The organism is Pseudonocardia sp. 2-7, assembly GCF_056341085.1.
This window is the reverse complement of record NZ_CP094507.1, coordinates 4,755,273-4,780,399: the sequence shown is the minus strand read 5'-3', so window position 1 is coordinate 4,780,399 and position 25,127 is coordinate 4,755,273. Positions and strand designations below refer to the sequence as shown.

The window sequence follows — 25,127 nt, the reverse complement described above, 5'->3', positions numbered from 1 at the left end:
CACCCTGGTGGGTCGGCACGGGTCGTGGAGAGGGGGCGGGCGGGTGGCCAGGAGAGCGGGTCGGCAGATCGCTGCCGAGCAGTACTACGACGCCGCGATGTCGATCCTCGCGCGCGAGGGCGCGGCCGGGCTCAAGATCGGTCCGTTGTGCCGGTCGCTCGGCGTGACCAGCGGGTCGTTCTACCACCACTTCGGCGGCTGGGCGGGCTTCGTCCGTGGCCTGCTGCGCTACTGGGAGGCCGAGCAGACCGACCGGATCGTCGAGCTGGCCCGGGCGACCGCGGACCCGGTCGAGCGGATCGACGTGGTCAAGCAGCTCACGGTGGCCCTGCGGCACGACGCCGAGGCCGCGATCCGGGCGTGGGCACAGATCGACCCCGAGGTCGGCCGCGCCCAGGCGCGGGTGGACGTGCAGCGCCGGATCGCGCTGGAGCAGGTGGTGGCCGACGTCGTGCCCGACCCGGACGACGCCCGCAGGCTCGCCGTCTTCGGCATCTCGCTGATGGCCGGCTACCAGCAGACCTGCGACCCCCGAGACCGGGATCTCCTGCGTGCCCTGTTCGACGACTACCAGCGCCTCATCCTGTCGCACGCCCGCACGTGACGCCGCCGATCGGGTGATCCTCCGTGCGGGTGGGGGCGTGGTCGCCGACTCGGTCGTACCGCGGCAATCGGGCCGTTCGGACCAGCCCTGCTACCCGGCCGGGAGCACTGTTACCCACGGTCCGCAACATTGCACGGTAATCTGTAACCCACGGTAACCATAACGTAGATTACGGCATGGTCACCGATCGGCGACCCCGCCGACCCGCCAGTAACCCCCGACGCGCAGACTCGTTGTGCCGTTCAGCACCGACGACTGGCCCCCGCTCCCCAGCGTTCCCGGGCCCCGGTGCGGTTCGTCGGTCTATTGCGCGAGGAGGCGACACGTGACCGGTGTCGAGGTGAAGGTCGAGGGACTGACGAAGTCCTTCGGTCGGGCCAACATCTGGTCGGACGTGACCCTGACGCTGCCCGCGGGCGAGGTGTCGGTGCTGCTCGGACCGTCGGGTACCGGTAAGTCGGTGTTCCTGAAGTCCCTGATCGGGCTGCTCAAGCCGGAGCGGGGGTCGATCGTGATCGAGGGCGTCGACCTGTGCAAGTGCTCGGAGTCGGAGCTGTACGAGATCCGGAAGCTGTTCGGGGTGTTGTTCCAGGACGGTGCGTTGTTCGGGTCGATGAACCTGTTCGACAACATCGCGTTCCCGTTGCGGGAGCACACGCGCAAGTCGGAGTCGGCGATCCGTGACATCGTCATGGAGAAGATCGACATGGTCGGTCTGGTCGGTGCCGAGGGCAAGCTGCCGGGTGAGATCTCGGGTGGTATGCGTAAGCGGGCGGGGCTGGCGCGGGCGTTGGTGCTGGATCCGAAGATCATTCTGTTCGACGAGCCGGACTCGGGTCTGGACCCGGTGCGTACGGCGTATCTGAACCAGCTGATCATCGATCTGAACGCGATGACGGACTCGACGTTCCTGATCGTCACCCATGACATCAACTCGGCGCAGACGGTGCCGGACAACATCGGCCTGCTCTACCGCAAGCACCTGGCCATGTTCGGCCCCCGCGAGGTCCTGCTGACCTCCGACGAGCCCGTCGTCGCCCAGTTCCTCAACGGGCGTCGCGAGGGGCCGATCGGCATGTCCGAGGAGAAGGACGCCGCCCAGGCCGCACGCGAGATGGAGGAGGCCGGCGAGCTCGAGGGCCGCCCGCCGATGAAGCCCCAGCTCGTCGCCTCGACCGGGATGCCCGACCGGCAGGCCGTGCACCGCCGCCGCGAGCGGGTCCAGGCCATGCTGCACGAGCTGCCGGAGTCCGCCCAGGAGGCGATCCGGGAGCAGTACGCCGACAGCGACGCGCAGGCGGACGGCCCGTCGCAGGACGGCACCACCCGTCAGATGGCCCGTAGCGGCGCGACGGTGAGCGACGACCGTCCCACCGACATCCACCCGCGCATCACCGACGACACCCCGGACCCGGGCGGTCGTCACCAGCTCTCCGGCGGTGAGCGGTGAGCACCCCCAGCCCCGTCACGCGGGCACTCACCCCGGTCGGCAGGTTCTTCGGCCTGTTCGCCGAGATCGGCCGCCAGGGACTGCGCCGGCCGTTCCAGTGGCGCGAGCTCGTCGAGCAGACCTGGTTCGTCACCAAGGTCTCGGCGCTGCCGACCGCCCTGTTCACCATCCCCTTCGGCGCGACGATCGCGCTGCTGCTCGGTGAGCTGACCCGCCAGTTCGGCGCCCAGTCCCAGACCGGCGCCGGCGCGGTCCTCGCGATCGTGCAGCAGGCCGCCCCCATCGTCACCGCGCTGCTGATCTCCGGCGCCGGTGGCTCCGCGGTCTGCGCGGACCTCGGAGCCCGGACCATCCGCGAGGAGATCGCGGCGATGGAGGTGCTCGGCATCTCGCCGATCCAGCGCCTGGTCGTGCCGCGGGTGCTCGCCATGGGCATCACCGCGCTGGTCCTGAACGGGCTCGCGACCTGCGTCGGCGTCGCGGGCGGCTACTTCTTCAACGTGATCATCCAGGGCGGGTCGCCCGGTGCGTACATCAACAGCTTCTCGGCGATCGCGCAGGTCAGCGACATCGTCGTGTCGGAGCTGAAGGCGTTCCTGTTCGGCATCGTCGCCGGTGTCGTCGCCGCCTTCCGCGGCCTCAACCCGCCGCCCGGCGCGAAGGGCGTCGGTGACGCGGTGAACCAGGCCGTCGTCATCTCCTTCGTGCTCGTCTTCCTGATCAACCTCGTGCTCACCGCCCTGTACCTCGAGCTCGTCCCGCCGAAGGGCTTCTGATCCATGGCCACCCCACTCGGAACGCGGGCCCGACGGGCCGCCCAGGCGCCGCTGAACCAGCTCGAGGAGCTCGGCGACCAGCTGTCGCTCTACGTCCGGTCGATCCTCTGGATCCCGAAGACGCTGACCCGGTACAAGAAGGAGGTCGCCCGGCTGCTCGCCGAGGTCTCCTTCGGCTCCGGCGCGCTGATCGTCATCCTCGGCACCGTCGGCGTGATGGCGTCGCTGTCGCTGTTCGTCGGCTCGCTGGTCGGCCTGCAGGGCTTCCGGGCCCTGGACGCCCTGGGCGTCGAGGCGCTGACCGGCTTCATCACCGCCTACTTCAACACCCGCTCGATCGCCCCCCTGGTCGCCGCCTCGGCGCTGACCGCGACCCTCGGCGCGGGGTTCACCGCCCAGCTCGGCGCGATGCGGATCTCCGAGGAGATCGACGCCCTCGAGGTCATGGCGGTGCCGTCGGTGCCCTACCTGGTCACCACCCGGGTGGTCGCCGGCATCGTCGCGATCATCCCGATCTACACACTCGGCCTGCTCGCCAGCTACGCCGCCTCGCGGATCAACGTCACGCTGATCAACGGCCTGCCGGGCGGCACCTACGACCACTACTTCGACCTGTTCCTGCCGGTCAGTGACGTACTGCTGTCCTATCTCAAAGTGATCGTGTTCGCGACGGTGATCATCCTGATCCACTGCCACTACGGCTACTCCGCCAAGGGCGGACCGGCCGGCGTCGGCGTCGCGGTCGGGCGGGCGGTGCGGCTGTCGATCGTCAGCACCGCGGTCCTCGACTTCTTCCTCACCCTCGTCATGTTCGGCACCTCGACCTCGGTGCGGGTGGCCGGATGAGGTCCACCAAGCGTGTGCTGCAGGGCCTGGCCTTCGTCACGGTGATCGTCGTCCTGCTCGGCCTGGCCGTCGCCCAGTACTCGGGCGTGTTCTCCTCCGGTGTCCCGGTGACCCTGAACGTCGCCCGGGTCGGCACCCAGATGCAGGAGCGCTCCGACGTCAAGGTCAACGGCCTGATCGTCGGGCAGGTCGACCAGGTCGTCTCGAACGGCACGAACACCAGCATCGAGATGTCGATGGACCCGCAGTTCCTCGACCAGATCCCGGAGAACGTCACCGCCCAGCTGCTGCCCAAGACGCTGTTCGGCGAGAAGTTCGTGTCGCTGGTCCCGCCGGCCGCGCCGTCGACGGCCCGGCTCGCCGCGGGCGACGTCATCCCCGAGGACCGCAGCCAGGCCGCGCTGGAGGTCGAGCGGGTGCTCGACGAGCTCCTGCCGCTGCTGCAGACCGTCCGCCCGCAGGACCTCGCGACCACCCTCGGCTCGCTCTCCCAGGCCCTGCAGGGCCGCGGCAACCAGCTCGGCGAGACCCTCACCCAGCTCAACACGCTGGTCGAGGGCCTCAACCCGGCCGTGCCCGACCTGCAGGAGGACATCCGCCAGCTGGCGACGTTCTCCGACAACCTGAACCAGGCGGCGCCGGACCTGCTCGACGCGCTCGACAACCTGACGGTCACCAGCCGCACGATCGTCGAGAAGCGCGAGGGGCTGCGGAACCTCTACCGCTCCATCACCGGCGCGTCGGACGACCTGCGGGCCTTCCTCGACGCGAACGGCGAGAACATCATCGGGCTGTCGGCGGCCAGCCGGCCGACGCTGGAGACGCTCGCGCGCTACTCGCCCGAGTTCCCCTGCCTGACCCGCCAGCTCGTCGAGCTGATCCCGAAGATCAACGACGCGATCCGGCCGGGCACCGACCGGGTGGGCGTCAACATCACCCTCGAGATCGTGGCGAGCAAGGGCAAGTACCTGCCCAACCAGGACGAGCCCGAGTACGGCGACGACCGCGGTCCGCGCTGCTACCCGATCCCGGTGCCGACCGGCACCCAGTACCCGCCGGACGGCCCGTTCCGGGACGGTTCCGTCCCCGGCCCGGCCCCGGCCGGGCAGCCGATGGGCAACCCCGAGGACTTCGGGGTCGACACCTTCGGCACCTACGACGGCACGAACAGCTTCGGTCTGATCCAGGACCAGAGCGCGCAGAACGGTGCGGGCGTGCTGCCCCCGCTGACCACCGCGCTCGGTCAGGCGGGCATCCAGCCGTCGTCCTACGACGGGGCGCACCAGAGCGGCTCGGTCGACATGGGAGTCGCGAACTCCGCCGGTGAGCAGGAGGTCGTCGCGCAGCTGCTGGCCGCCCACCAGGGCGGCTCCCCGCAGGCCGTTCCGGCCTGGAGCAGCACGATGGTCGGCCCGCTCCTGCGCGGCACGGAGGTGACGCTGACGTGAGCAGGCTCCCGATCTCGGCGCTGGTCAAGTTCCTGGTCTTCGCGCTGGTCACAGCGCTGGGCACCACGCTGCTCGGCCTGACCATCGCGAACGCCCGGGGCGGCCAGGTCACCGAGTACACCGCCCGGTTCAGCGACGCGACCGGCCTGCTGGCCGGCGACGACGTCCGCATCGCCGGCGTCGTCGTCGGATCGATCAAGGACGTCCGCATCGTCGACCAGCGGGTCGCCGAGGTGGCGTTCGACGTCGACTCGTCCACCCCGCTGCCGTCGACGGTCGGCGCGACCCTGAAGTACAAGAACCTCATCGGCCAGCGGTACATGGCGCTGGACCAGGGCGCGGGCCCGACCGGGGAGGACCTCCCCGCCGGCGGCCAGATCCCGATCGACCGGACCCGCCCCGCGGTCAACCTGACCGTGCTGTTCAACGGCTTCCAGCCGCTGTTCCAGGGCCTGGACCCGGACCAGATCAACAAGCTGTCGATGGAGATCGTCCAGGTCCTGCAGGGCGAGGGCGGCACGGTGCAGAGCCTGCTGGCCTCGACGTCGTCGCTGACCAACTCGATCGCCGACCGCGACCAGGTCATCGGCCAGGTCATCGACAACCTGAACCTGACCCTCGACACCGTCAACCGCAACGACGAGGGCCTCAACGAGCTGATCAGCTCGCTGCAGGCGCTGGTGTCCGGGCTGGCCCAGGACCGCGAGCCCATCGGCAACGCGATCCAGTCCATCGGCGAGCTGACCCAGGTCACGGGGTCGTTCCTGGAGGACGCCCGACCGCCGCTGCGCGACGACATCCGCAACCTCGGCGACCTCGCGACCCAGCTCGACCAGGGCCGCCCCGCGATCGAGCGGTTCCTGCAGTACACGCCGTTCAAGCTGAACCGGATCGCCCGCGTCGGCTCGTACGGCAGCTGGTTCAACTTCTACGTCTGCGGCCTCGACGGCCAGATCGGCATCTCGCCGATCCTGCAGCCGACCTCGCTGGAGGACCTGGGCATCGGCCCGATCCGCAACCCCGAGCGGCGCTGCGGCCCGGACCCGTCCGGGATCGGGGCCGGCAACACCGTCCCGACCGACGGCTCGCAGCCCGGCGACCCCGCGGACAACCGCGCCGAGGACAACCCGTTGATGCGTGAGCCGACCACCGAGTCGGTCGGCGGCCTGCTGGACCAGGCGGCCGGCCGTGGCCCGGTCGACTCCAGCAGCGACCCGACCGCAGCGCTGCAGCCGGGAGGCAACTGATGGCACAGGCAGGGCAGAAGCGCCCCGTCCTGACGGCGGTGATCGGACTCGTGCTGATCGCGGCGCTGACACTGGCCGCGTTCAACTACGAGGCGATCTTCTCCGGGGCCACCCGCTACACCGCGGAGTTCCCCGAGGCGGCGGGCCTGCAGGCCAACGACCGCGTCACCGTGGCCGGGGTCGAGGCGGGCCGGGTGCAGGACGTCTCCCTCGACGGCGACCACGTGAAGGTCGAGTTCACCGTCGAGGACGCCTGGGTCGGCAACCGGACCACGGCCTCGATCGAGATCGCCACGCTGCTCGGCTCCAAGTTCCTCGCCCTCGACCCGCGCGGCGACGCCGAGCAGGACCCCGACCAGCCGATCGGCCGGGACCGGACCAAGTCCCCGTTCGACGTCGTCGACGCCTTCAACGGCCTCTCCGGCACGATCGACCAGCTCGACACCACGCAGCTCGCGTCGAGCCTGACCACGCTCTCGGACACCTTCCGCGACACCCCGCCGGAGATCCGCGGGGCCCTCGATGGGCTGTCCCGCCTGTCGAACACGATCTCCAGCCGGGACGCCGAGCTGAAGAAGCTGCTCGCCAACACCCGGCAGCTGTCGACCACGCTGGCCGACCGCCGCGGCGACGTCGTGAAGCTGGTGAACGACGGCAACCTGCTGCTCGGTGAGCTGCAGCGGCGCAAGGACGCGATCGCGAACCTGCTCGACGGCGTGCAGCGCCTGTCGATCCAGCTGCGCGGACTCGTCGCCGACAACCAGGCGCAGCTGCGCCCGGCCCTGGAGACCCTCGACCGCGTGCTGGCGGTACTCGAGGAGAACCGCGACAACCTCGGCGAGATCCTCGACAAGGAAGCGGTGTTCATCCGCGTGTTCGGCAACGCCCTCGGCAACGGCCGTTGGCTCGACAACTACCTGTGCGGCCTGCTGCCGCCGGTCGTGCCGCTCGGGGGTGACTGCTGATGGGTTCCTGGGCCAACGACCGGCGCCAGATCCAGTTCGGTGCCCTGATCGCCGTCGTCGCCGTCCTGGTGGCGAGCGCGATCTGGCTGATCACCTCCGGCGGCGGCCGTCCGGTCACCGCCTACTTCACCAGCTCCGCCGCTCTGTTCCAGGACAACGACGTGCGGGTGCTCGGCGTCCCGGTGGGCAAGATCGACCGGATCACGCCGGAGGGCGACCGGGTGCGGGTCGACATGACCATCACCGACGACGAGGTGCGCCTGCCCGCCGACGTCAAGGCCGCCGTCGTCTCGCCGAGCCTGGTCACCGGCCGCTACGTGCAGCTGACCCCGGTGTGGACCGGCGGCCCGGAGTGGAACGGCGAGCCCATCCCGCTGGAGCGCACCGCGTTCCCGCTCGGTGTCGACGACCTCACCCGGACCGCGACCGAGCTCTCCCGGGCGCTGGGCCCGCAGGGAGCCAACAAGGACGGCGCGCTCAACGACGTCCTGGACGTCACCGCACAGAACCTCGACGGCAACGGGCGCGCACTCAACGACACCATCCGCAACCTCGGTGGGCTCTCGGCGACGCTGAACGGGTCCAGCGGCGACCTGTTCGGCACCATCACCGAGCTGCAGAAGTTCGTCGGGACGCTGCGCGAGAACGACCCCGGCATCCGCGAGCTCAACGGGAAGCTGGCCGACGTGACCGGCTTCCTCGCGAGCCAGCGTGGCGAGCTCGGTGGCGCGCTGAACCAGCTGTCCTACGCCCTCGGCGAGGTCGCCGACTTCGTGCAGGACAACCGGGCCACCCTGCGCTCGAACGTGGACAAGCTCGCGAGCGTCTCGCAGGAGGTCGTCGACCACCAGCGGGCGCTGTCCGAGATCGCCGACCTCGCCCCGGCGGCACTGAACAACCTCACCAACAGCTACAACGGCTCGTCGGAGACCCTCGACACCCGGGCCAACATCAACGAGCTGGCCTACCCGCTGCCGGTCGCGATCTGCGAGATCCTCCGCCGCGGCGCGGGTGCGATCCCGGGTGGCCTGGACCAGCCCACCGCCGCGCTCTGCGACGGCCTGGCCCCGATCCTCGACGGCGCTGTGCCGCTACCGACCCCGCAGCAGGTGCTCGAGCAGCTCCAGGCCGGCGGCTCCGGGGTCAACCCGGCGGTGCCCCAGCTGATGCCGGGCTCGCCGCTGTCGCTGACCGACCCGGGCTCGCAGCTGCGCGCCCCGGCCGACCCGCAGGCTCCCGCCCCCGGTGGGCAGCCCGCACCGGGTGCCACCGGCGCCCCGGCCACCCCGGCGCCGTCGACGACGACGGCCCCGCAGGCCACTCCCACCCCGGTCCCCGAGACCGAGGAGCGCGGGGGCGGCGGACTGTTCGGCCTGTTCGGAGGTGGATCGTGATCGGCTCCAGCGGCCGTGTCGGCCGGGTGTCGGCGCTGCTGACCGCCGTGGCCCTGTTCGCGGGCGGCTGCGGCGCGGTGGACGGCGGCCTCCGGGGCATCCCGCTGCCCGGTGGCGCGAACCTGGGCGACGACCCGTACTCGGTGCAGATCGAGTTCGCCGACGTCGTCGACCTCGTCCCGCAGTCGATCGTGCGCGTCGGTGACGTGCCGGTCGGCGCGGTCGAGACCGTCGCCGTCGAGCCGGGGTCGTGGAACGCGCTGGTCACCGTCGCGGTGAACCGCGACGTCACGCTCCCGGCCAACGCCACCGCGCGGGTCCGCACGACCTCGCTGCTCGGTGAGAAGTTCGTCGAGCTGTCCCAGCCGACCGTCCCCGCCGAGGGCGACCTCGCCCGGAGCGGGAGGATCGGACTGCAGGCCAGCGGGCGCGCGGCCGAGGTCGAGGAGGTCCTCGGGGCCCTGTCGCTGCTGCTCAACGGCGGCGGCGTGGCCCAGATCCGGACCATCTCCACCGAGCTGAACAACGCACTGTCCGGTCGCGAGCCGCAGATCCGCGGTCTGCTGGACAACCTGGACCGGCTCGTCGGCTCGCTCGACAGCTCCAAGGACGACATCAACCGCGCCCTCGACGGCCTCAACCGGCTCTCGGCCACCCTCGCCGAGCGTCGCCCGCAGATCGAGAACGCCCTGCAGAACATCAGCCCCGGCCTGCGTGAGCTCGAGTCCCAGCGCACCCAGCTCGTCGGCATGCTGCAGGCCCTCGACCGGCTGTCCGGCGTCGCCACCAACGTGGTCAACCGGTCCCGCGACGACCTGCTGGCCGACCTGGAGGCGCTGCGCCCGGTGCTGCGGAACCTGGCCGACTCCGGCCAGAACCTGCCGGACTCGCTGCAGCTGCTGCTGTCGATCCCGTTCACCGATGCGGCCACCGACGCCGTCGCCGGTGACTACGCCAACCTGTACGTGGACCTGGACCTGGACCTCGGTTCGGTCCTGCGCAACATCCTGAACTCCAACCAGCTCGGGCTGCCGCTCGACCCGACGCAGCTGGCCCAGCTGCCGCCCACCGCGCAGCTGCTGACGCCGCTGCTCGGCGCCACCCCGCGGCAGCCGGACCCGGCGGTCCCCGGTGCGCCCGCGCTGCCGCTGCTCGGGACCGAGCAGCCCACCACCGCGCCGGCGCCGCCCGCCTCGGGCACCGCGCCGGCCACCCCGGCACCGTCGGCGACCCCGGCACCGAGCCCGACGCCGGAGCAGGGCTCCGGTGGCGGCGGCCTGCTCGGCGGACTCTTCGGAGGCGGATCGTGATCACCAAGACCGTCCGCTGGCAGCTGACCGCGCTGGTGCTCGTCACCATCGTGGCGGTCGGCTACGCGGGCTTCCGCTACGCCGGTCTCGACCGCGTCTTCGGGGCGACGACGTACCCGGTCACGGTGGAGCTCGCCGACTCCGGCGGGATCTTCAGCGGCGCCGACGTCACCTACCGCGGCGTGAGTGTCGGCCGGGTCGGGCCGCTGTCGCTGACCGCCCGCGGCGTCGACGTCCAGCTCGACATCGAGAACTCCGCGCCGGCCATCCCGGCCGACGCCCGGGCCGTCGTCGGGAACCTCTCGCCGATCGGTGAGCAGTACGTCGACCTCCAGCCGGTGGCCGACGGCGGCGAGGCGCTCGCCTCCGGCTCGGTCATCCCGCAGGACCGCACCCGGACCCCGGTCCAGATCAACACCTTCCTGACCGAGCTGGACCAGCTCGTGTCGACGGTGCCGAAGGACTCGCTGCAGACGGTCGTCCGTGAGCTCGGCCAGGGCTTCGAGGGCACCGCGCAGCCGCTGCAGCAGCTGCTCGACACCACCGGGGAGTTCACCCGGGCCGCCACCGACGCGCTGCCGCAGACGACCGCGCTGATCCGCGACGCCCGCCCGGTGCTCACCACGCAGAACGAGGTGGCCCCGCAGTTCCAGGAGTTCAGCCGCGGCCTGCGCGAGGTCACCGAGCAGCTCAAGCAGTCCGACCCGGACCTGCGCCGGATCATCGACGACGGCCCCCGCCTGGGCGACCAGGTCAGCGGCCTGCTGCGGGAGAGCGGCCCCGGGCTCGGCGAGTCGATCGCGAACCTGCGGACGGTGACCGAGCTGCTGGCCCCGCGCCAGGCGGGTCTGCGCCAGCTGCTCGTGACCTACCCCGGCCTGGTGGCCGTCGCGCCGAAGGTCGTGCCCGGCGACGGGACCGCGCACCTCGGCCTGGTCGTCAACATCGCCGACCCGCCGGTCTGCACCCGGGGCTACGAGGGCACGCCCAACCGCGGTGGCCTCGACGTCTCCGAGCGACCGGTGAACGAGGACGCCCGCTGCACCGAGCCCCCCGGAAGCCCCACCAACGTGCGCGGAATGCAGAATGTGCCGAGGCCCCAGCCGCTCGAGGTGCCGGACTACTCCGGCAACTCGGGGTTCGGCGGCCACGGTGACGGTCACCACGGCGGCGACACCGCCGACGGACCGGCCCCGCGGCCGAACGCCGGGTCGCTCGGCGACGACCGTGTCGAGCGGGTCGCGACGCCGGGCCTGGTGACGAGCTTCGCCCAGATCCTGGGCGGTTGAGCACGACGGTCGCGCCCCGTCCGGGGCGTGACCGGCACGACGGCCGGGCCACACCCGGGCCCGGCCGGCACGACGACCGCGGGGGACCGCCGTCCGCCGGACGGCGCGGACCCCCACGGCCGGCCCACGGCCGCCCGGTGCGGTCGCCGAGCGGCTGTGCCCCCGCAGCCGGGAGGAGGAACGCTCCCCGATGAACACCGACGTTGCCGGCTCCGACGCCGACACGAAGGCCGACCCGACGGCCGACACCCCCGACGGTTCCGCGCCCGTGGAGCCTGCCACCGGTCCGGACGGCGGCCAGGCCCCGCCCGGACCGCTCGCCAGGGCCCTGCCCGTGGCCGCCGTCGTCGCGGCGGTGCTCGCGCTCGTGCTGGGCGGCCTGTGGCTGTTCGCGCTGAACAGCGACGCCACCCAGGTCGCCCAGGCCCGCGACGAGGCGCTCCGTGACGCCCGCCAGGCCGTGATCAACCTGAACACCCTGGATCACAAGGACGCCCAGAAGGGCCTGGACCTGTGGATCCAGTCCTCGGCCGGGTCGGTCCGCGACGAGTTCGTGTCCAACCGCGACGCCTACGCCAAGCTGGTCACCGACCAGAAGCGCACCACCGCCGCGACCGTCACCGACGCCGCGGTGACCGAGGTCGACCCGCGCGCCGGGACCGCCCGGGTGCTCGCCGGCGTCGACGTGACCGTCACGCCCGAGGGCGGTCAGCCCGCCGTGACCCGCCAGCGCATCGAGCTCGGCATGGTCCGCACCGACGACGGCTGGAAGGTCGACGCACTGGAGCCGCTGGTCACCCCGGGCACGGGCTGACCCTCCGGCCCGACCCCCGGCCCCCCGGCGGTGCCCCGCACCGCCCCGCTCCCAGGTCGACCACCCCAGGAGGTCACCGCATGTCCACCCCCCGCCGCCGCCCTGCGGGCGGCATCCGCAGGCCCCAGGTCGCGGGCCGCCCGCGCACCCGCGCCGACGAGCCCGACGAGGAGGAGACCGGCACCGGCGGTGTCGCCCTCGACGAGCGCTCCGGTGACGCGGTCCCGTCCGCCGCACCGGTCCGCTCCGGCGACGCCGGGCGCACCGACGCCCCCGGGACCGACGCCCCCGGCACCGACGCCGACGCCGACCCGGCCGACGCCGACGGCGCCCCGCGTCGGTCGTTGCTGGCCGCCCCGACGACCCGGCGCGCGACCGGCCTGCTGCTCGCCGTCACGGTGCTGCTCGTCGCGGCCGCCGCGTTCTTCGGCGCCGAGTGGTACCGCACGACCTTCACCGGGTCGGCGTCCAACACCGCGCTCACCGACGTCGGCACCACCGCGCAGGTCAGCGAGCAGGTCGGTGAGGCGATCACGAAGGTCTACTCCTTCGACTACGCCCGCCTCCAGCAGGCCGAGGACGACGCCCGCGGCGTCATCACCCCGGGCTTCCAGCCGGAGTTCGACAAGATCTTCGGCAGCGTGAAGGACCTCGCCCCGCAGCAGAAGGCCGTGGTCACCGCGACGATCCCGAAGCTCGCCGTGGCGAGCATCGACGGCGACCGCGCGACCGTCTACGCCTTCGTCAACCAGGTCATCCGCCGTCAGGCCGACGGCGGCGCCCCGCAGGAGGGTGCCGCGGCGGCCCGGCTGCGGGTCGACGCCCAGTTCGTCGACGGCCGCTGGAAGATCTCCGCGATGACGCCGGCCTGAGCAGGCCCACCCCGCCGTACCCCCGGGTGAACCGGGGGTACGGCGAGGAGCTACAGTTACTCCCGATCCACCGAAGACCGCAGGTCCGCGTCCTTCCCGAAGGGCGTACGAAGGTTCCGGGAACGTCCGGACGGCCCGCGCAGGAGGACGAGGCGACACCGGGCGCGCGAGCGCCCCACGAACTTCCGACGCCCCGTGCTGCTGCGCACGGGGCGTTCGTCGTCTCCGGGGTCGGAGTGGGAACTGCGTCGGTGGCACCCCCAAGCACGTCCCACGTGCACGAGACCGACCCCCGAGAGGAGGGCAGCGATGGCAGCACCTGAGAAGGTCGCAGCGGTCGAGGAGATCACCAACCGCTTCCGCGAGTCGGACGCCTCGGTCGTGACCGAGTACCGCGGGCTCAGCGTCGCCAAGCTGACCCAGCTGCGCCGGGACCTGGGTTCGGACGCGAACTTCCGCGTCGCGAAGAACACCCTGGTCAAGCGCGCGGCGGCGGAGGCCGGGGTCCAGGGCCTGGACGACCTGCTCGCCGGCCCGACGGCCATCACCTTCATCAAGGGTGAGCCCGTCGAGGCCGCGAAGGCGATCAAGCAGTTCGCGAAGGACAACCCCGGTCTGACGATCAAGGGCGGGTACATGGACGGGCGCGCCCTGTCCACCGCCGAGGTCGAGCAGCTGGCGGACCTCGAGACCCGCGAGGTCCTGCTGGCCAAGCTGGCCGGCGCGATGAAGGCCAACCTGTCCAAGGCCGCCGGGCTGTTCAACGCCCCGGCCTCGCAGGTCGCCCGCCTCGCGCAGGCGCTGGCCGACAAGAAGGCCGAGTCCGGCGAGTCCGCCGCTCCGGCCGAGGCCGACGGCGACTCCGCCGAGAGCTGACCACCACCCCCATCTGTCTTTCGTAGAGAAAGGACCGCCACCATGGCGAAGCTGTCCACCGACGAGCTGCTCGACGCCTTCAAGGAGCTCACCCTGCTCGAGCTCTCGGACTTCGTGAAGAAGTTCGAGGAGACCTTCGAGGTCACCGCGGCCGCCCCGGTCGCCGTCGCCGCCGCGGGTGCCCCCGCCGCCGGTGCCGCCCCCGCCGAGGAGGAGAAGGACGAGTTCGACGTCGTCCTCGAGGCCGCCGGTGACAAGAAGATCCAGGTCATCAAGGTCGTCCGTGAGGTCGTCTCGGGCCTGGGCCTGAAGGAGGCGAAGGACCTCGTCGAGTCCGCGCCGAAGCCGCTGCTCGAGGGTGTCGCCAAGGAGGCCGCCGAGGCCGCCAAGACGAAGCTCGAGGAGGCCGGCGCCAAGGTCTCGCTCAAGTGACCTGAGCACCGCTCGCACGACGGGGCGCCGACCCACCGGGTCGGCGCCCCGTCGTCGTCTCCACCGGTCAGGTCTGCTCGCGGGCCCGCAGCTCGCGGCGCAGCACCTTGCCCGTGACGGTCTTGGGCACCTCGTCGAGCAGCTCCACCTGCCGCGGGTACTTGTAGGCCGCCATCCGCTCCCTGGTGAACGCGATCAGCTCCTCCGGGGTGGCCGAGGCACCGGCCCGCAGTGACACGAACGCCTTGACCGTCTCGCCCCGGTACTCGTCGGCGACGCCGACCACCGCGGCCTCCCGCACCGCGGGGTGCTCGTAGAGCACGTCCTCCACCTCGCGCGGCCACACCTTGTAGCCACCCGCGTTGATCTGGTCCTTCTTGCGGTCGACGATGTAGAACCAGCCGTCGGCGTCCATGTAGCCGACGTCCCCCGTTCTGAGTTCGGGCTGCGCGAGTTCCCCGGTGGGGAACGCGTGGGCCGTCTCCTCGGGCTTGCCCCAGTAGCCCGCGACGACCTGCGGCCCGGACGTGCAGATCTCCCCGATCTCGCCGGGCGGGAGCTCCCCGCCGTCGTCGTCGAGGATGCGCACGACGGTGCCGTAGATCGGGACGCCCACCGACAGCGCCCCGGACGCGGAGTCCACCGGCCCCTGGGTGCCGATCGGCGTCGCGTGCGACGGCGAGGTGGTCTCGGTCAGCCCGTAGATGTTGTGGATCCACAGCCCGAACGCCTCGTGGAACGCGGTGACCGTCGACGGCGGGATCGGCGCCCCGCCCGAGCAGATCGTGCGCAGCGACGCGAGCGCCTCCCGGTCGGCGTTCGGGGCGTTCATCAGCGCGATGAACACGGTGATCGCCCCGACGGTCAGGGTCGGCCGGTGCTCCCGGATGACGTCGACGCCCAGCGACGGCTCGAACCGGTGGAACAGCACCAGCGGCGCGGCCAGGTACTGGGCGAGGGTCACGTGCGCGATCAGCCCGGTGATGTGGAACAGCGGGGCGATGCCGAGGACGACCTCGTCGTCGCCGAGGCCGCACCAGGTGGCGTAGGCCTGGCTGGTGAAGACGACGTTGCCGTGGGTGTTCATCGCGCCCTTGGGCGGCCCGGTGGTCCCCGAGGTGTAGGTGAGGAACGCCGTGTCGCCGGCGGCGAACGACACCGGCGGGGGAGTGCTGCCCCGGTGCGTCCCCAGGAACGCGCCGAGGTCGGTGACGTCGTCGCCGGACAGGTCCGGCCGCGCGGTCCCGGGGAGGGCACGCGGGTCGTCACGGGTCTGGAACTCGCGTTCCGAGGTGGTGAGCACGGTGCGCACACCCGGCTGCCCGGCCAGCACGGTCCGCGCGACGCCGTCGTAGAGCGACTCCAGACACACCAGCACCGACGACCCGGAGTCGCGCAGCAGCAGCTCCAGCTCCCGCTCCCGGTTCATCGGGTTGACCGACACCGCGACGCCGCCGGCCTTCCAGGTGCCGACCAGGCCGAGGACGAACTGCGGCACGTTCTGCAGATACATCGCGACGCGCTCGCCCGCGGTGAACCCGCCGGCGAGCAGCCCGGCGGCGAAGGCGTCGGTGAGCTCGTCGAGCTCGCGGTAGGTGAGCGCGCCGTCGAAGTAGCGGATCGCGTCGCCGTCGGGGTTCCGCGCCACCGCGGCGCGGAACATCGACAGCGCGTCCGGGAAGTCCGGGGTGATGTCGTGCGGCTGGCCCTCGGCGTAGCGGGCCAGCCAGGGGCGGTCGGCGTAGGACATCAGCGGATCACGATCGGGTTCACCGGTGCCCCCGTGCCGTTGACGACCTTGAGCGGGGCCGCGGCGTAGAGGAAGCTCCACCGTCCGTCGGCGGCGCAGGCCTCGGCGAGGTCGTCGAGCCAGGCGATCTCGGTGAGGGCGACGCCGAGGTTGCGCATCAGCGCGCAGTGCAGCGGGAGCGCGACGCCGGTGTGCGGCTCGCTGGTCACCTCGTTGGCGATCGTGTCGGTGACGAGGTTCGGGATCTCCTTGCGCTGGAACCACTCCACGAGCTCGCGTGAGTAGGTGAGCCCGGGCTCGGTGAAGTCGGTGTAGAAGGTGGCCGGGTCGTTGAGCTCGTACCAGTACTTCATCCATCCGGTGCGGATGACGAGCACGTCGTGCGGCTCGAGCGTGACGCCCTGTGCCTGCGCGGCGGCCTCGAGGTCGGTGTGGTCGAAGGTCTCGCCCTTGTCCAGCCACTCCTTGCCGCGGTGCCGGGCCATGTCGACGAGCACGCCCCGCCCGACGACGCCCTTCTCGGCGATCGGCAGCACCGAGGCCCGGTCCATCGCGTCGACGGTGGAGCGCGCGTCGTAGCCGTTCCAGAGCTTGCCGTCGTACCAGACGTGGCCGAGCGCGTCGTACTGCGTGGAGCCCTGCAGGAAGATGAGGGCGGTGTCGTCGGCGTAGTGCAGACCGCCGGGGAACTGCGGTGCGTCGGCCGAGTCCCAGGTGCCCTCGTCCATGACGTTCTGGCGCTTGATGCCCTCGCGGCCCGGCCACAGCGGGTCGCCCGGCGCCTCGGTGCGTCCCATGTGGATCTGCAGGGTGAACACCTCGCCGGAACGGACGTGCTGCACGCCCCGCAGGACCTCGCCCGCGTCCAGGTAGTTCAGGCAGCCCAGCTCGTCGTCGGGACCCCACTTGCCCCAGTTGCTGGGGGCGTCGTCACCGAGGAGCTCGCGCATGGGAGGAGTGCTGTCGGACATCGTCGTCCTTTCGTCGCCGCCGGCCGTCACCGACCTGTGACCGATCGTTGGCGCCCCGACGACACCGTGTCAACCGTCACGCGGAGCGACCTGGACGGGCGTCGGTGGACCGGTCGTCCCGGCAGGATGACCGCTCGTCGACGAAGTGGGACTTGACTCGGTGCGGCGTGCAGGTCACTCTTGGGCAACGGTGGTTGCCTGGATGCTGGAATCGGCGACCTGTCTCGACAGCTGCGCTCGCAGCGTCTATAGTCATTCTTTGCGCTGTCTGCGTCCAGGCTCACGCGCTCATGACCGGGGAAGACTTCCGGACCGATCCGTCGGCCGCCGGAGAGGGTTCGGCGGATATGGGTGCGGGGGTTCGTTCGTCCGTCAGCGCCCGACAACAGACGGCGTGCGACGTGGCCGGCTACCGGCTTCTCGATCCGGGGGGACCCCGATCGGATCGAGGGAGACGGTAGCGCCCGCCACCGGCGCACGCCAGACGAGAAGCGCAGTTCTCGGAAGGACGCATCTTGGCTGTCTCCCGCGCCGCCGCGACCACCTCGACCCTCTCCGCTTCGGCGAACCCGAACTACCCCGGCGCACCCACCCGGGTCACCTTCGCGAAGATCGCCCAGCCGTTGGAGGTCCCCGACCTTCTCGACCTGCAGATCCAGTCGTACGAGTGGCTGGTCGGCAGCGAGGCCTGGTTCCAGCGCCGGATCGAGGCCGGTGACGATCTCCCGGTGAGCGGTCTGGAGGAGATCCTCACCGAGATCTCGCCGATCGAGGACTTCTCGGGCTCGATGTCGCTGTCCTTCTCCGACCCCCGCTTCGACGAGGTCAAGGCCTCCGTCGAGGAGTGCCGGGACAAGGACATGACCTACGGTGCCCCGCTGTTCGTGACGGCGGAGTTCACGAACAACACCACCGGTGAGATCAAGTCCCAGACGGTCTTCATGGGCGAGTTCCCCGTGATGACCGACAAGGGCACTTTCATCATCAACGGCACCGAGCGCGTCGTCGTGTCGCAGCTCGTCCGTTCGCCGGGTGTCTACTTCGACCACGCGATCGACAAGACGACCGAGAAGGACGTCTACTCGGTCAAGATCATCCCGAGCCGGGGTGCGTGGCTGGAGTTCGACGTCGACAAGCGCGACACCGTCGGTGTCCGCATCGACCGCAAGCGCCGTCAGCCGGTCACCGTGCTGCTGAAGGCCCTGGGGTGGACCGCCGAGCAGATCGGTGAGCGTTTCGGGTTCTCCGAGACGATCATGACGACGCTCGAGAAGGACAACACCGCAGGCCAGGACGAGGCGCTGCTCGACATCTACCGCAAGCTGCGCCCCGGCGAGCCGCCGACGCGCGAGTCGGCCCAGGCACTCCTGGAGAACCTGTTCTTCAAGGACAAGCGCTACGACATGGCCAAGGTCGGTCGCTACAAGGCCAACAAGAAGCTCGGCCTCGACATCGACAACTCGGTCGGCACGCTGACCGAGGAGGACGTCGCCACCACCATCGAGTACCTCGTCCGGCTGCACGCCGGCGAGACCACGATGGCCGTGGGCTCCGGTGACTCCGCGCGGGAGATCCCGGTCGAGACCGACGACATCGACCACTTCGGCAACCGGCGCCTGCGCACCGTCGGCGAGCTGATCCAGAACCAGGTCCGGGTCGGTCTGTCCCGCACCGAGCGGGTCGTCCGCGAGCGGATGACCACCCAGGACGTCGAGGCCATCACGCCGCAGACCCTGATCAACACCCGGCCGATCACGGCCGCGATCCGGGAGTTCTTCGGCACCTCGCAGCTGTCGCAGTTCATGGACCAGCACAACCCGCTGGCCGGACTGACCCACAAGCGCCGCCTGTCGGCGCTCGGCCCGGGTGGTCTGTCCCGTGAGCGTGCCGGCATGGAGGTCCGCGACGTCCACCCGTCGCACTACGGCCGCATGTGCCCGATCGAGACCCCCGAGGGTCCGAACATCGGTCTGATCGGCTCGCTGGCGTCCTTCGCGCGGGTCAACCCGTTCGGCTTCATCGAGACGCCGTACCGCAAGGTCGTCGACGGTGTGGTCACCTCCCAGATCGACTACCTGACCGCCGACGAGGAGGACCGCTTCGTCGTCGCGCAGGCCAACGCGCGCCTCAACGAGGACGGCTCGTTCGCCGAGGACCGGATCCTGGTCCGCCGCAAGGGCGGCGAGGTCGACCTGATCTCGCCCTCGGGCGTGGAGTACATCGACGTCTCGCCGCGCCAGATGGTGTCGGTCGCGACCGCGATGATCCCGTTCCTCGAGCACGACGACGCGAACCGCGCGCTGATGGGCGCGAACATGCAGCGCCAGTCCGTGCCGCTGCTGCGCTCGGAGTCGCCGCTGGTCGGTACCGGTATGGAGCTGCGTGCCGCCGTCGACGCCGGTGACGTCGTCACCGCCGAGTCCGCCGGTGTCGTCGAGGAGCTGTGCGCCGACTACATCACCGTCATGGACGACGAGGGGCAGCGTCAGACCTACCGTCTGAACAAGTTCCGCCGCTCGAACCAGGGCACCTGTAACAACCAGAAGCCCATCGTCGACGAGGGGCAGCGGGTCGAGGTGGGCCAGGTGCTCGCCGACGGTCCCTGCACCGAGAACGGCGAGATGGCGCTGGGCAAGAACCTGCTCGTGGCGATCATGCCGTGGGAGGGCCACAACTATGAGGACGCGATCATCCTGTCGCAGCGCCTCGTGCAGGACGACGTGCTCACCTCGATCCACATCGAGGAGCACGAGATCGACGCGCGCGACACGAAGCTGGGCGCCGAGGAGATCACCCGGGACATCCCGAACGTCTCCGAGGACGTGCTGGCCGATCTCGACGAGCGCGGCATCATCCGGATCGGCGCCGAGGTCCAGCCCGGCGACATCCTGGTCGGCAAGGTCACGCCCAAGGGCGAGACCGAGCTGACCCCGGAGGAGCGCCTGCTCCGCGCGATCTTCGGCGAGAAGGCGCGCGAGGTCCGCGACACCTCGCTGAAGGTCCCGCACGGCGAGAACGGCAAGGTCATCGGCATCCGGGTCTTCTCCCGCGACGACGACGACGAGCTGGCCCCGGGCGTCAACGAGCTGGTCCGCGTCTACGTGGCCCAGAAGCGCAAGATCTCCGACGGCGACAAGCTCGCCGGCCGGCACGGCAACAAGGGCGTCATCGGCAAGATCCTCCCGCAGGAGGACATGCCGTTCCTCCCGGACGGCACGCCGGTCGACATCATCCTGAACACCCACGGTGTGCCGCGTCGTATGAACATCGGCCAGATCCTGGAGACCCACCTCGGGTGGATCGCCAAGTCCGGCTGGGAGATCGAGGGCACGCCCGAGTGGGCGGCGCAGATGCCCGAGGAGCTCTACTCGGTGCCCGCCGACACGAACACCGCGACGCCGGTGTTCGACGGTGCGCGCGAGCACGAGATCACGGGTCTGCTGGGCTCGACCCGTCCCAACCGGGACGGCGAGCGGATGGTCGGTCCGGACGGCAAGGCGCAGCTGCTCGACGGCCGCTCCGGTGAGCCGTACCCGTTCCCGGTCGCGGTCGGCTACATGTACATCCTGAAGCTGGCCCACCTGGTGGACGACAAGATCCACGCCCGGTCGACCGGCCCCTACTCGATGATCACCCAGCAGCCGCTGGGCGGTAAGGCGCAGTTCGGTGGCCAGCGCTTCGGTGAGATGGAGTGCTGGGCGATGCAGGCGTACGGCGCCGCCTACACCCTGCAGGAGCTGCTGACGATCAAGTCCGACGACGTCGTGGGCCGCGTGAAGGTCTACGAGGCGATCGTCAAGGGCGAGAACATCCCGGAGCCGGGGATCCCCGAGTCGTTCAAGGTGCTCCTCAAGGAGCTGCAGTCGCTCTGCCTGAACGTCGAGGTGCTCTCCAGCGACGGTGCGGCGATCGAGATGCGGGACGCCGACGACGAGGACCTCGAGCGCGCCGCGGCGAACCTGGGCATCAACCTGTCCAGCCGCCCGGGCTCGGAGTCGATGACCGTCGACGACGTCGTCAACTGACCCCCGTCCGACCAGCCGCCCTTTAAACGAAGAAACAGAGGACATACGTGCTCGACGTCAACTTCTTCGACGAACTGCGCATCGGCCTGGCCACCGCCGAGGGCATCCGCCAGTGGTCGCACGGTGAGGTCAAGAAGCCCGAGACCATCAACTACCGCACCCTGAAGCCGGAGAAGGACGGGCTCTTCTGCGAGAAGATCTTCGGTCCGACCCGGGACTGGGAGTGCTACTGCGGCAAGTACAAGCGTGTCCGGTTCAAGGGCATCATCTGCGAGCGCTGCGGCGTGGAGGTCACGCGCGCCAAGGTGCGTCGTGAGCGGATGGGCCACATCGAGCTGGCCGCCCCGGTCACGCACATCTGGTACTTCAAGGGCGTCCCGAGCCGGCTGGGCTACCTGCTCGACCTGGCCCCCAAGGACCTCGAGAAGATCATCTACTTCGCGGCGTACGTGATCACCTCGGTGAACACCGAGCTGCGGCACAACGACATGTCCACGCTCGAGAACGAGATGAGCGTGGAGCGCCGCCGGGTCGAGCAGACCCGCGACGCCGACCTCGAGGCCCGCGCCCAGAAGCTCGAGGCCGACATCGCCGAGCTCGAGGCCGAGGGTGCCAAGGGCGACGTCCGCCGCAAGGTCAAGGACGGCGGCGAGCGCGAGATGCGTCAGCTGCGCGACCGTGCCCAGCGCGAGCTGGACCGGCTCGACGAGATCTGGACGACGTTCACCAAGCTCGACGTCCAGCAGCTCATCGCGGACGAGTCCATCTACCGCGAGCTCTACGACCGCTACGGCGACTACTTCACCGGTGCCATGGGTGCCGAGGCGATCCAGAAGCTGCTGGAGAACTTCGACATCCCGGCCGAGGCCGAGAAGCTGCGCGAGATCATCCGGTCCGGCAAGGGCCAGAAGAAGCTGCGTGCGCTCAAGCGCCTGAAGGTCGTCGCGGCGTTCCAGACCACCGGCAACTCGCCGATGGGCATGGTGCTCGACTGCGTGCCGGTCATCCCGCCGGACCTGCGCCCGATGGTGCAGCTCGACGGTGGCCGCTTCGCGACCTCGGACCTGAACGACCTGTACCGCCGGGTCATCAACCGGAACAACCGCCTCAAGCGACTGATCGACCTCGGCGCGCCCGAGATCATCGTCAACAACGAGAAGCGGATGCTCCAGGAGTCCGTCGACGCGCTGTTCGACAACGGCCGTCGTGGCCGGCCGGTGACCGGTCCGGGCAACCGCCCGCTCAAGTCGCTGTCCGACCTGCTGAAGGGCAAGCAGGGCCGGTTCCGCCAGAACCTGCTCGGCAAGCGCGTCGACTACTCGGGCCGTTCGGTCATCGTCGTCGGCCCGCAGCTGAAGCTGCACCAGTGCGGTCTGCCCAAGCAGATGGCGCTGGAGCTGTTCAAGCCGTTCGTGATGAAGCGCCTGGTGGACCTCAACCACGCGCAGAACATCAAGTCCGCCAAGCGGATGGTCGAGCGCGGCCGCTCGCAGGTGTGGGACGTGCTCGAGGAGGTCATCTCCGAGCACCCCGTGCTGCTGAACCGTGCGCCCACGCTGCACCGTCTCGGCATCCAGGCCTTCGAGCCGCAGCTGGTGGAGGGCAAGGCCATCCAGCTGCACCCGCTGGTCTGCGAGGCGTTCAACGCGGACTTCGACGGTGACCAGATGGCGGTGCACCTGCCGCTGTCGGCCGAGGCGCAGTCCGAGGCCCGCGTGCTGATGCTGTCGTCGAACAACATCCTGTCCCCGGCGTCGGGTCGCCCGCTGGCGATGCCGCGTCTGGACATGGTCACGGGTCTGTACCACCTGACCCGTCTCCGCGAGGATGCCCACGGCGCCGGGAACCACTACGGCTCCGCGGCCGAGGCGATCATGGCCTACGACCGCAAGGTCCTCCACCTGCAGGCGCCGATCAAGATCCGGCTCCCGCAGGTCACCCCGACCCCGGGCACGGACGCCGAGACCGTGACCGAGGACGGCGTCTGGACCGCGGAGACCACGCTCGGGCGGGTGCTGTTCAACGAGCTCCTGCCGGCGGACTACCCGTTCGTCAACGAGCCGCTGCCGAAGAAGCGCCAGGCCACGATCGTCAACGAGCTGGCCGAGCGCTACTCGATGACCGAGGTCGCGCAGGTCCTGGACCGGCTGAAGGACGCGGGCTTCTACTGGGCCACGCGCTCCGGCGTCACGATCTCGATCGCGGACGTGCTGGTCCCGCCGGCCAAGGCGGGCATCCTCGAGGAGTACGAGGCGAAGGCCGACCAGATCAACAAGCGCTACCAGCGTGGTGCCCTGTCGCACCAGGAGCGCAACGACGAGATGGTCAAGATCTGGAGCCGGGCGACCGAGGAGGTCGCCAAGGCGATGGAGCAGAACTTCCCCGAGGACAACCCGATCCCGACGATCGTGCAGTCCGGGGCCGCGGGCAACATGACCCAGATCCGCCAGCTGGCGGGTATGAAGGGTCTGGTCGCGAACCCCAAGGGCGAGTTCATCCCGCGTCCGATCAAGGCCTCGTACCGTGAGGGCCTGTCGGTGCTGGAGTACTTCATCTCCACGCACGGCACCCGTAAGGGTCTGGCGGACACCGCGCTGCGGACCGCGGACTCCGGGTACCTGACCCGTCGTCTGGTCGACGTGTCGCAGGACGTCATCGTCCGCGAGGTCGACTGCGGCACCGAGCGCGCCATCCCGATGGCGGTCACCGAGGAGACGAGCGACGGTCGGTTCATCCCGCACCGTTACCTGCGCACCTCGGTGTACGCCCGGACCTCCGGCGAGGAGATCACCGCGGCGGACGGCACCGTGCTGGTCCGCAAGGGCGACGACCTCGGCGACGCCGTGCTCGACGCACTCGTCGCGGCCGGCGTCAAGACGGTCCGGGTCCGCTCCGCGCTGACCTGCGCCTCGGCCACCGGTATCTGCGGCATGTGCTACGGCCGCTCGATGGCCACCGGCAAGCTGGTGGACGTCGGCGAGGCCGTCGGCATCGTCGCCGCACAGTCCATCGGTGAGCCCGGCACCCAGCTGACGATGCGTACGTTCAAGCAGGGTGGCGTCGCGGGTGACGACATCACGACCGGTCTGCCGCGTGTCACCGAGCTGTTCGAGGCCCGGGTCCCGCGCGGCAAGGCGCCGATCGCCGACGTCGACGGCCGCATCCGCATCGAGGACGGCGACCGGTTCTGGAAGATCACACTGATCCCGGACGACGGCGGCGAGGAGATCGTCTACGAGAAGCTGTCCAAGCGGCAGTGGCTCGGGATGACCACCGTCGACGGCACCGAGCGTCCGCTCGCGGACGGCGACCACGTGACGGTCGGCCAGCTGCTCCTCGAGGGCATGGCGGACCCGCACGAGGTGTTGCGTGTCATGGGCCCGCGTGAGGTGCAGTTGCACCTCGTGCGTGAGGTGCAGAAGGTGTACCGCACGCAGAGCGTGGACATCCACGACAAGCACATCGAGGTCATCGTCCGGCAGATGCTGCGCCGGGTCACGATCATCGACTCGGGGGCGACCGAGTTCCTGCCCGGCGCACTGGCCGAGCGGGGCGAGTTCGAGTCCGAGAACCGCCGGGTCGTCGCCGAGGGGCTGGAGCCGGCCTCCGGCCGTCCGGTCCTGATGGGGATCACCAAGGCCTCGCTGGCGACGGAGTCGTGGCTGTCCGCGGCCTCGTTCCAGGAGACCACCCGCATCCTCACCGATGCCGCGATCAACGGAAAGCGCGACAAGCTCGTCGGGCTCAAGGAGAACGTGATCATCGGTAAGCTGATCCCGGCCGGTACCGGCATCAACCGGTACCGCAACATCCAGGTCCAGCCGACCGAGGAGGCCCGCGCGGCCGCCTACGCGCTGCCGAGCTACGACGACGGCTACTACAGCCCGGACGTCTTCGGCACGGGCACCGGTGCCGCGGTGCCGCTGGACGACTACGACTTCGGTCGCGACTACCGCTGAGGTAGCCGTCCGGTCCGGACCCACGACGGTGGGTCCGGACCGTGACCGGACAGGTCCCGGACGGGGCCGGACACCACGCTCCCGTGGCGGTGCCCGGCC

The 25,127-nt window shown here is 70.5% G+C and carries 17 protein-coding genes and 1 pseudogene; 16 read left to right on the top strand and 2 right to left on the bottom strand.

The features are described 5' to 3' along the window. The first annotated feature begins 43 nt into the window (after positions 1-43). The 14 genes and pseudogenes from MTO91_RS22935 to rplL all read left to right on the top strand — a co-directional run bounded on the left by MTO91_RS22935 (position 44) and on the right by rplL (position 14,323). Positions 44-604 carry a TetR/AcrR family transcriptional regulator gene (locus MTO91_RS22935; RefSeq protein WP_476652684.1) on the top strand — a complete coding sequence of 187 codons (561 nt, stop codon included), beginning with the start codon at positions 44-46 and terminating at the stop codon, positions 602-604. A 325-nt stretch (positions 605-929) separates the two neighbouring features. Next, positions 930-2,054, top strand: a complete 1,125-nt coding sequence (locus tag MTO91_RS22930; RefSeq protein ID WP_476652683.1) for an ABC transporter ATP-binding protein — start codon at positions 930-932, stop codon at positions 2,052-2,054. Next, the gene (locus MTO91_RS22925; protein ID WP_208826765.1) at positions 2,051-2,830 is read left to right on the top strand and encodes an MlaE family ABC transporter permease; all 780 of its coding nucleotides are present in this window, start codon (positions 2,051-2,053) and stop codon (positions 2,828-2,830) included. Before MTO91_RS22930 ends, MTO91_RS22925 begins: the two co-directional genes overlap by 4 nt. A gap of 3 nt (positions 2,831-2,833) precedes the next feature. Further along, the gene (locus tag MTO91_RS22920; RefSeq protein ID WP_208826768.1) at positions 2,834-3,676 is read left to right on the top strand and encodes an MlaE family ABC transporter permease; all 843 of its coding nucleotides are present in this window, start codon (positions 2,834-2,836) and stop codon (positions 3,674-3,676) included. After that, positions 3,673-5,124, top strand: coding sequence for an MCE family protein (locus tag MTO91_RS22915; RefSeq protein ID WP_208826770.1), 1,452 nt, complete (start codon positions 3,673-3,675; stop codon positions 5,122-5,124). The genes MTO91_RS22920 and MTO91_RS22915 overlap by 4 nt, the downstream gene beginning before the upstream one ends. 11 nt (positions 5,125-5,135) lie before the next feature. Next, positions 5,136-6,113: pseudogene (locus MTO91_RS22910) on the top strand (MCE family protein); the annotation flags it as partial. 257 nt (positions 6,114-6,370) lie between these two features. Then, a complete protein-coding gene (locus MTO91_RS22905; RefSeq protein WP_465877598.1) occupies positions 6,371-7,336 on the top strand; it encodes an MCE family protein in 966 nt (321 codons plus the stop codon). Next, positions 7,336-8,730: an MCE family protein gene (locus tag MTO91_RS22900; protein WP_476652681.1), complete on the top strand. Its 1,395-nt coding sequence runs from the start codon at positions 7,336-7,338 to the stop codon at positions 8,728-8,730. The genes MTO91_RS22905 and MTO91_RS22900 overlap by 1 nt, the downstream gene beginning before the upstream one ends. Then, positions 8,727-10,040, top strand: a complete 1,314-nt coding sequence (locus MTO91_RS22895) for an MCE family protein (RefSeq protein ID WP_179761806.1) — start codon at positions 8,727-8,729, stop codon at positions 10,038-10,040. Before MTO91_RS22900 ends, MTO91_RS22895 begins: the two co-directional genes overlap by 4 nt. Continuing rightward, positions 10,037-11,329: an MCE family protein gene (locus MTO91_RS22890; protein WP_253066725.1), complete on the top strand. Its 1,293-nt coding sequence runs from the start codon at positions 10,037-10,039 to the stop codon at positions 11,327-11,329. Before MTO91_RS22895 ends, MTO91_RS22890 begins: the two co-directional genes overlap by 4 nt. Positions 11,330-11,519: 190 nt before the next feature. Beyond that, positions 11,520-12,143 (top strand): hypothetical protein, encoded by a 624-nt coding sequence (locus tag MTO91_RS22885; RefSeq protein ID WP_476652680.1) that lies wholly within the window; start codon positions 11,520-11,522, stop codon positions 12,141-12,143. 80 nt (positions 12,144-12,223) lie between these two features. After that, the gene (locus tag MTO91_RS22880) at positions 12,224-13,015 is read left to right on the top strand and encodes a nuclear transport factor 2 family protein (RefSeq protein ID WP_179761809.1); all 792 of its coding nucleotides are present in this window, start codon (positions 12,224-12,226) and stop codon (positions 13,013-13,015) included. A gap of 309 nt (positions 13,016-13,324) precedes the next feature. Further along, a complete protein-coding gene (gene rplJ, locus MTO91_RS22875) occupies positions 13,325-13,891 on the top strand; it encodes a 50S ribosomal protein L10 (protein ID WP_020622230.1) in 567 nt (188 codons plus the stop codon). Between the two features lie 42 nt (positions 13,892-13,933). After that, positions 13,934-14,323, top strand: a complete 390-nt coding sequence (rplL, locus tag MTO91_RS22870; RefSeq protein WP_062397856.1) for a 50S ribosomal protein L7/L12 — start codon at positions 13,934-13,936, stop codon at positions 14,321-14,323. Between the two features lie 67 nt (positions 14,324-14,390). On the opposite strand, the gene MTO91_RS22865 is transcribed toward rplL, so the two are convergent. Together MTO91_RS22865 and MTO91_RS22860 are read right to left on the bottom strand one after the other, a co-directional pair. Next, positions 14,391-16,073: an AMP-binding protein gene (locus tag MTO91_RS22865; protein WP_253066727.1), complete on the bottom strand. Its 1,683-nt coding sequence runs from the start codon at positions 16,071-16,073 to the stop codon at positions 14,391-14,393. Next, the gene (locus MTO91_RS22860) at positions 16,073-17,044 is read right to left on the bottom strand and encodes a cyclase family protein (RefSeq protein ID WP_179761811.1); all 972 of its coding nucleotides are present in this window, start codon (positions 17,042-17,044) and stop codon (positions 16,073-16,075) included. The genes MTO91_RS22865 and MTO91_RS22860 overlap by 1 nt, the downstream gene beginning before the upstream one ends. Before the next feature lie 515 nt (positions 17,045-17,559). On the opposite strand from MTO91_RS22860, the gene rpoB reads away from it, so the two are divergent. After that, positions 17,560-21,069, top strand: a complete 3,510-nt coding sequence (gene rpoB, locus MTO91_RS22855; protein WP_208825139.1) for a DNA-directed RNA polymerase subunit beta — start codon at positions 17,560-17,562, stop codon at positions 21,067-21,069. A gap of 47 nt (positions 21,070-21,116) precedes the next feature. After that, a complete protein-coding gene (locus MTO91_RS22850) occupies positions 21,117-25,028 on the top strand; it encodes a DNA-directed RNA polymerase subunit beta' (protein WP_179761813.1) in 3,912 nt (1,303 codons plus the stop codon). The last annotated feature ends 99 nt before the right edge of the window (positions 25,029-25,127 follow it).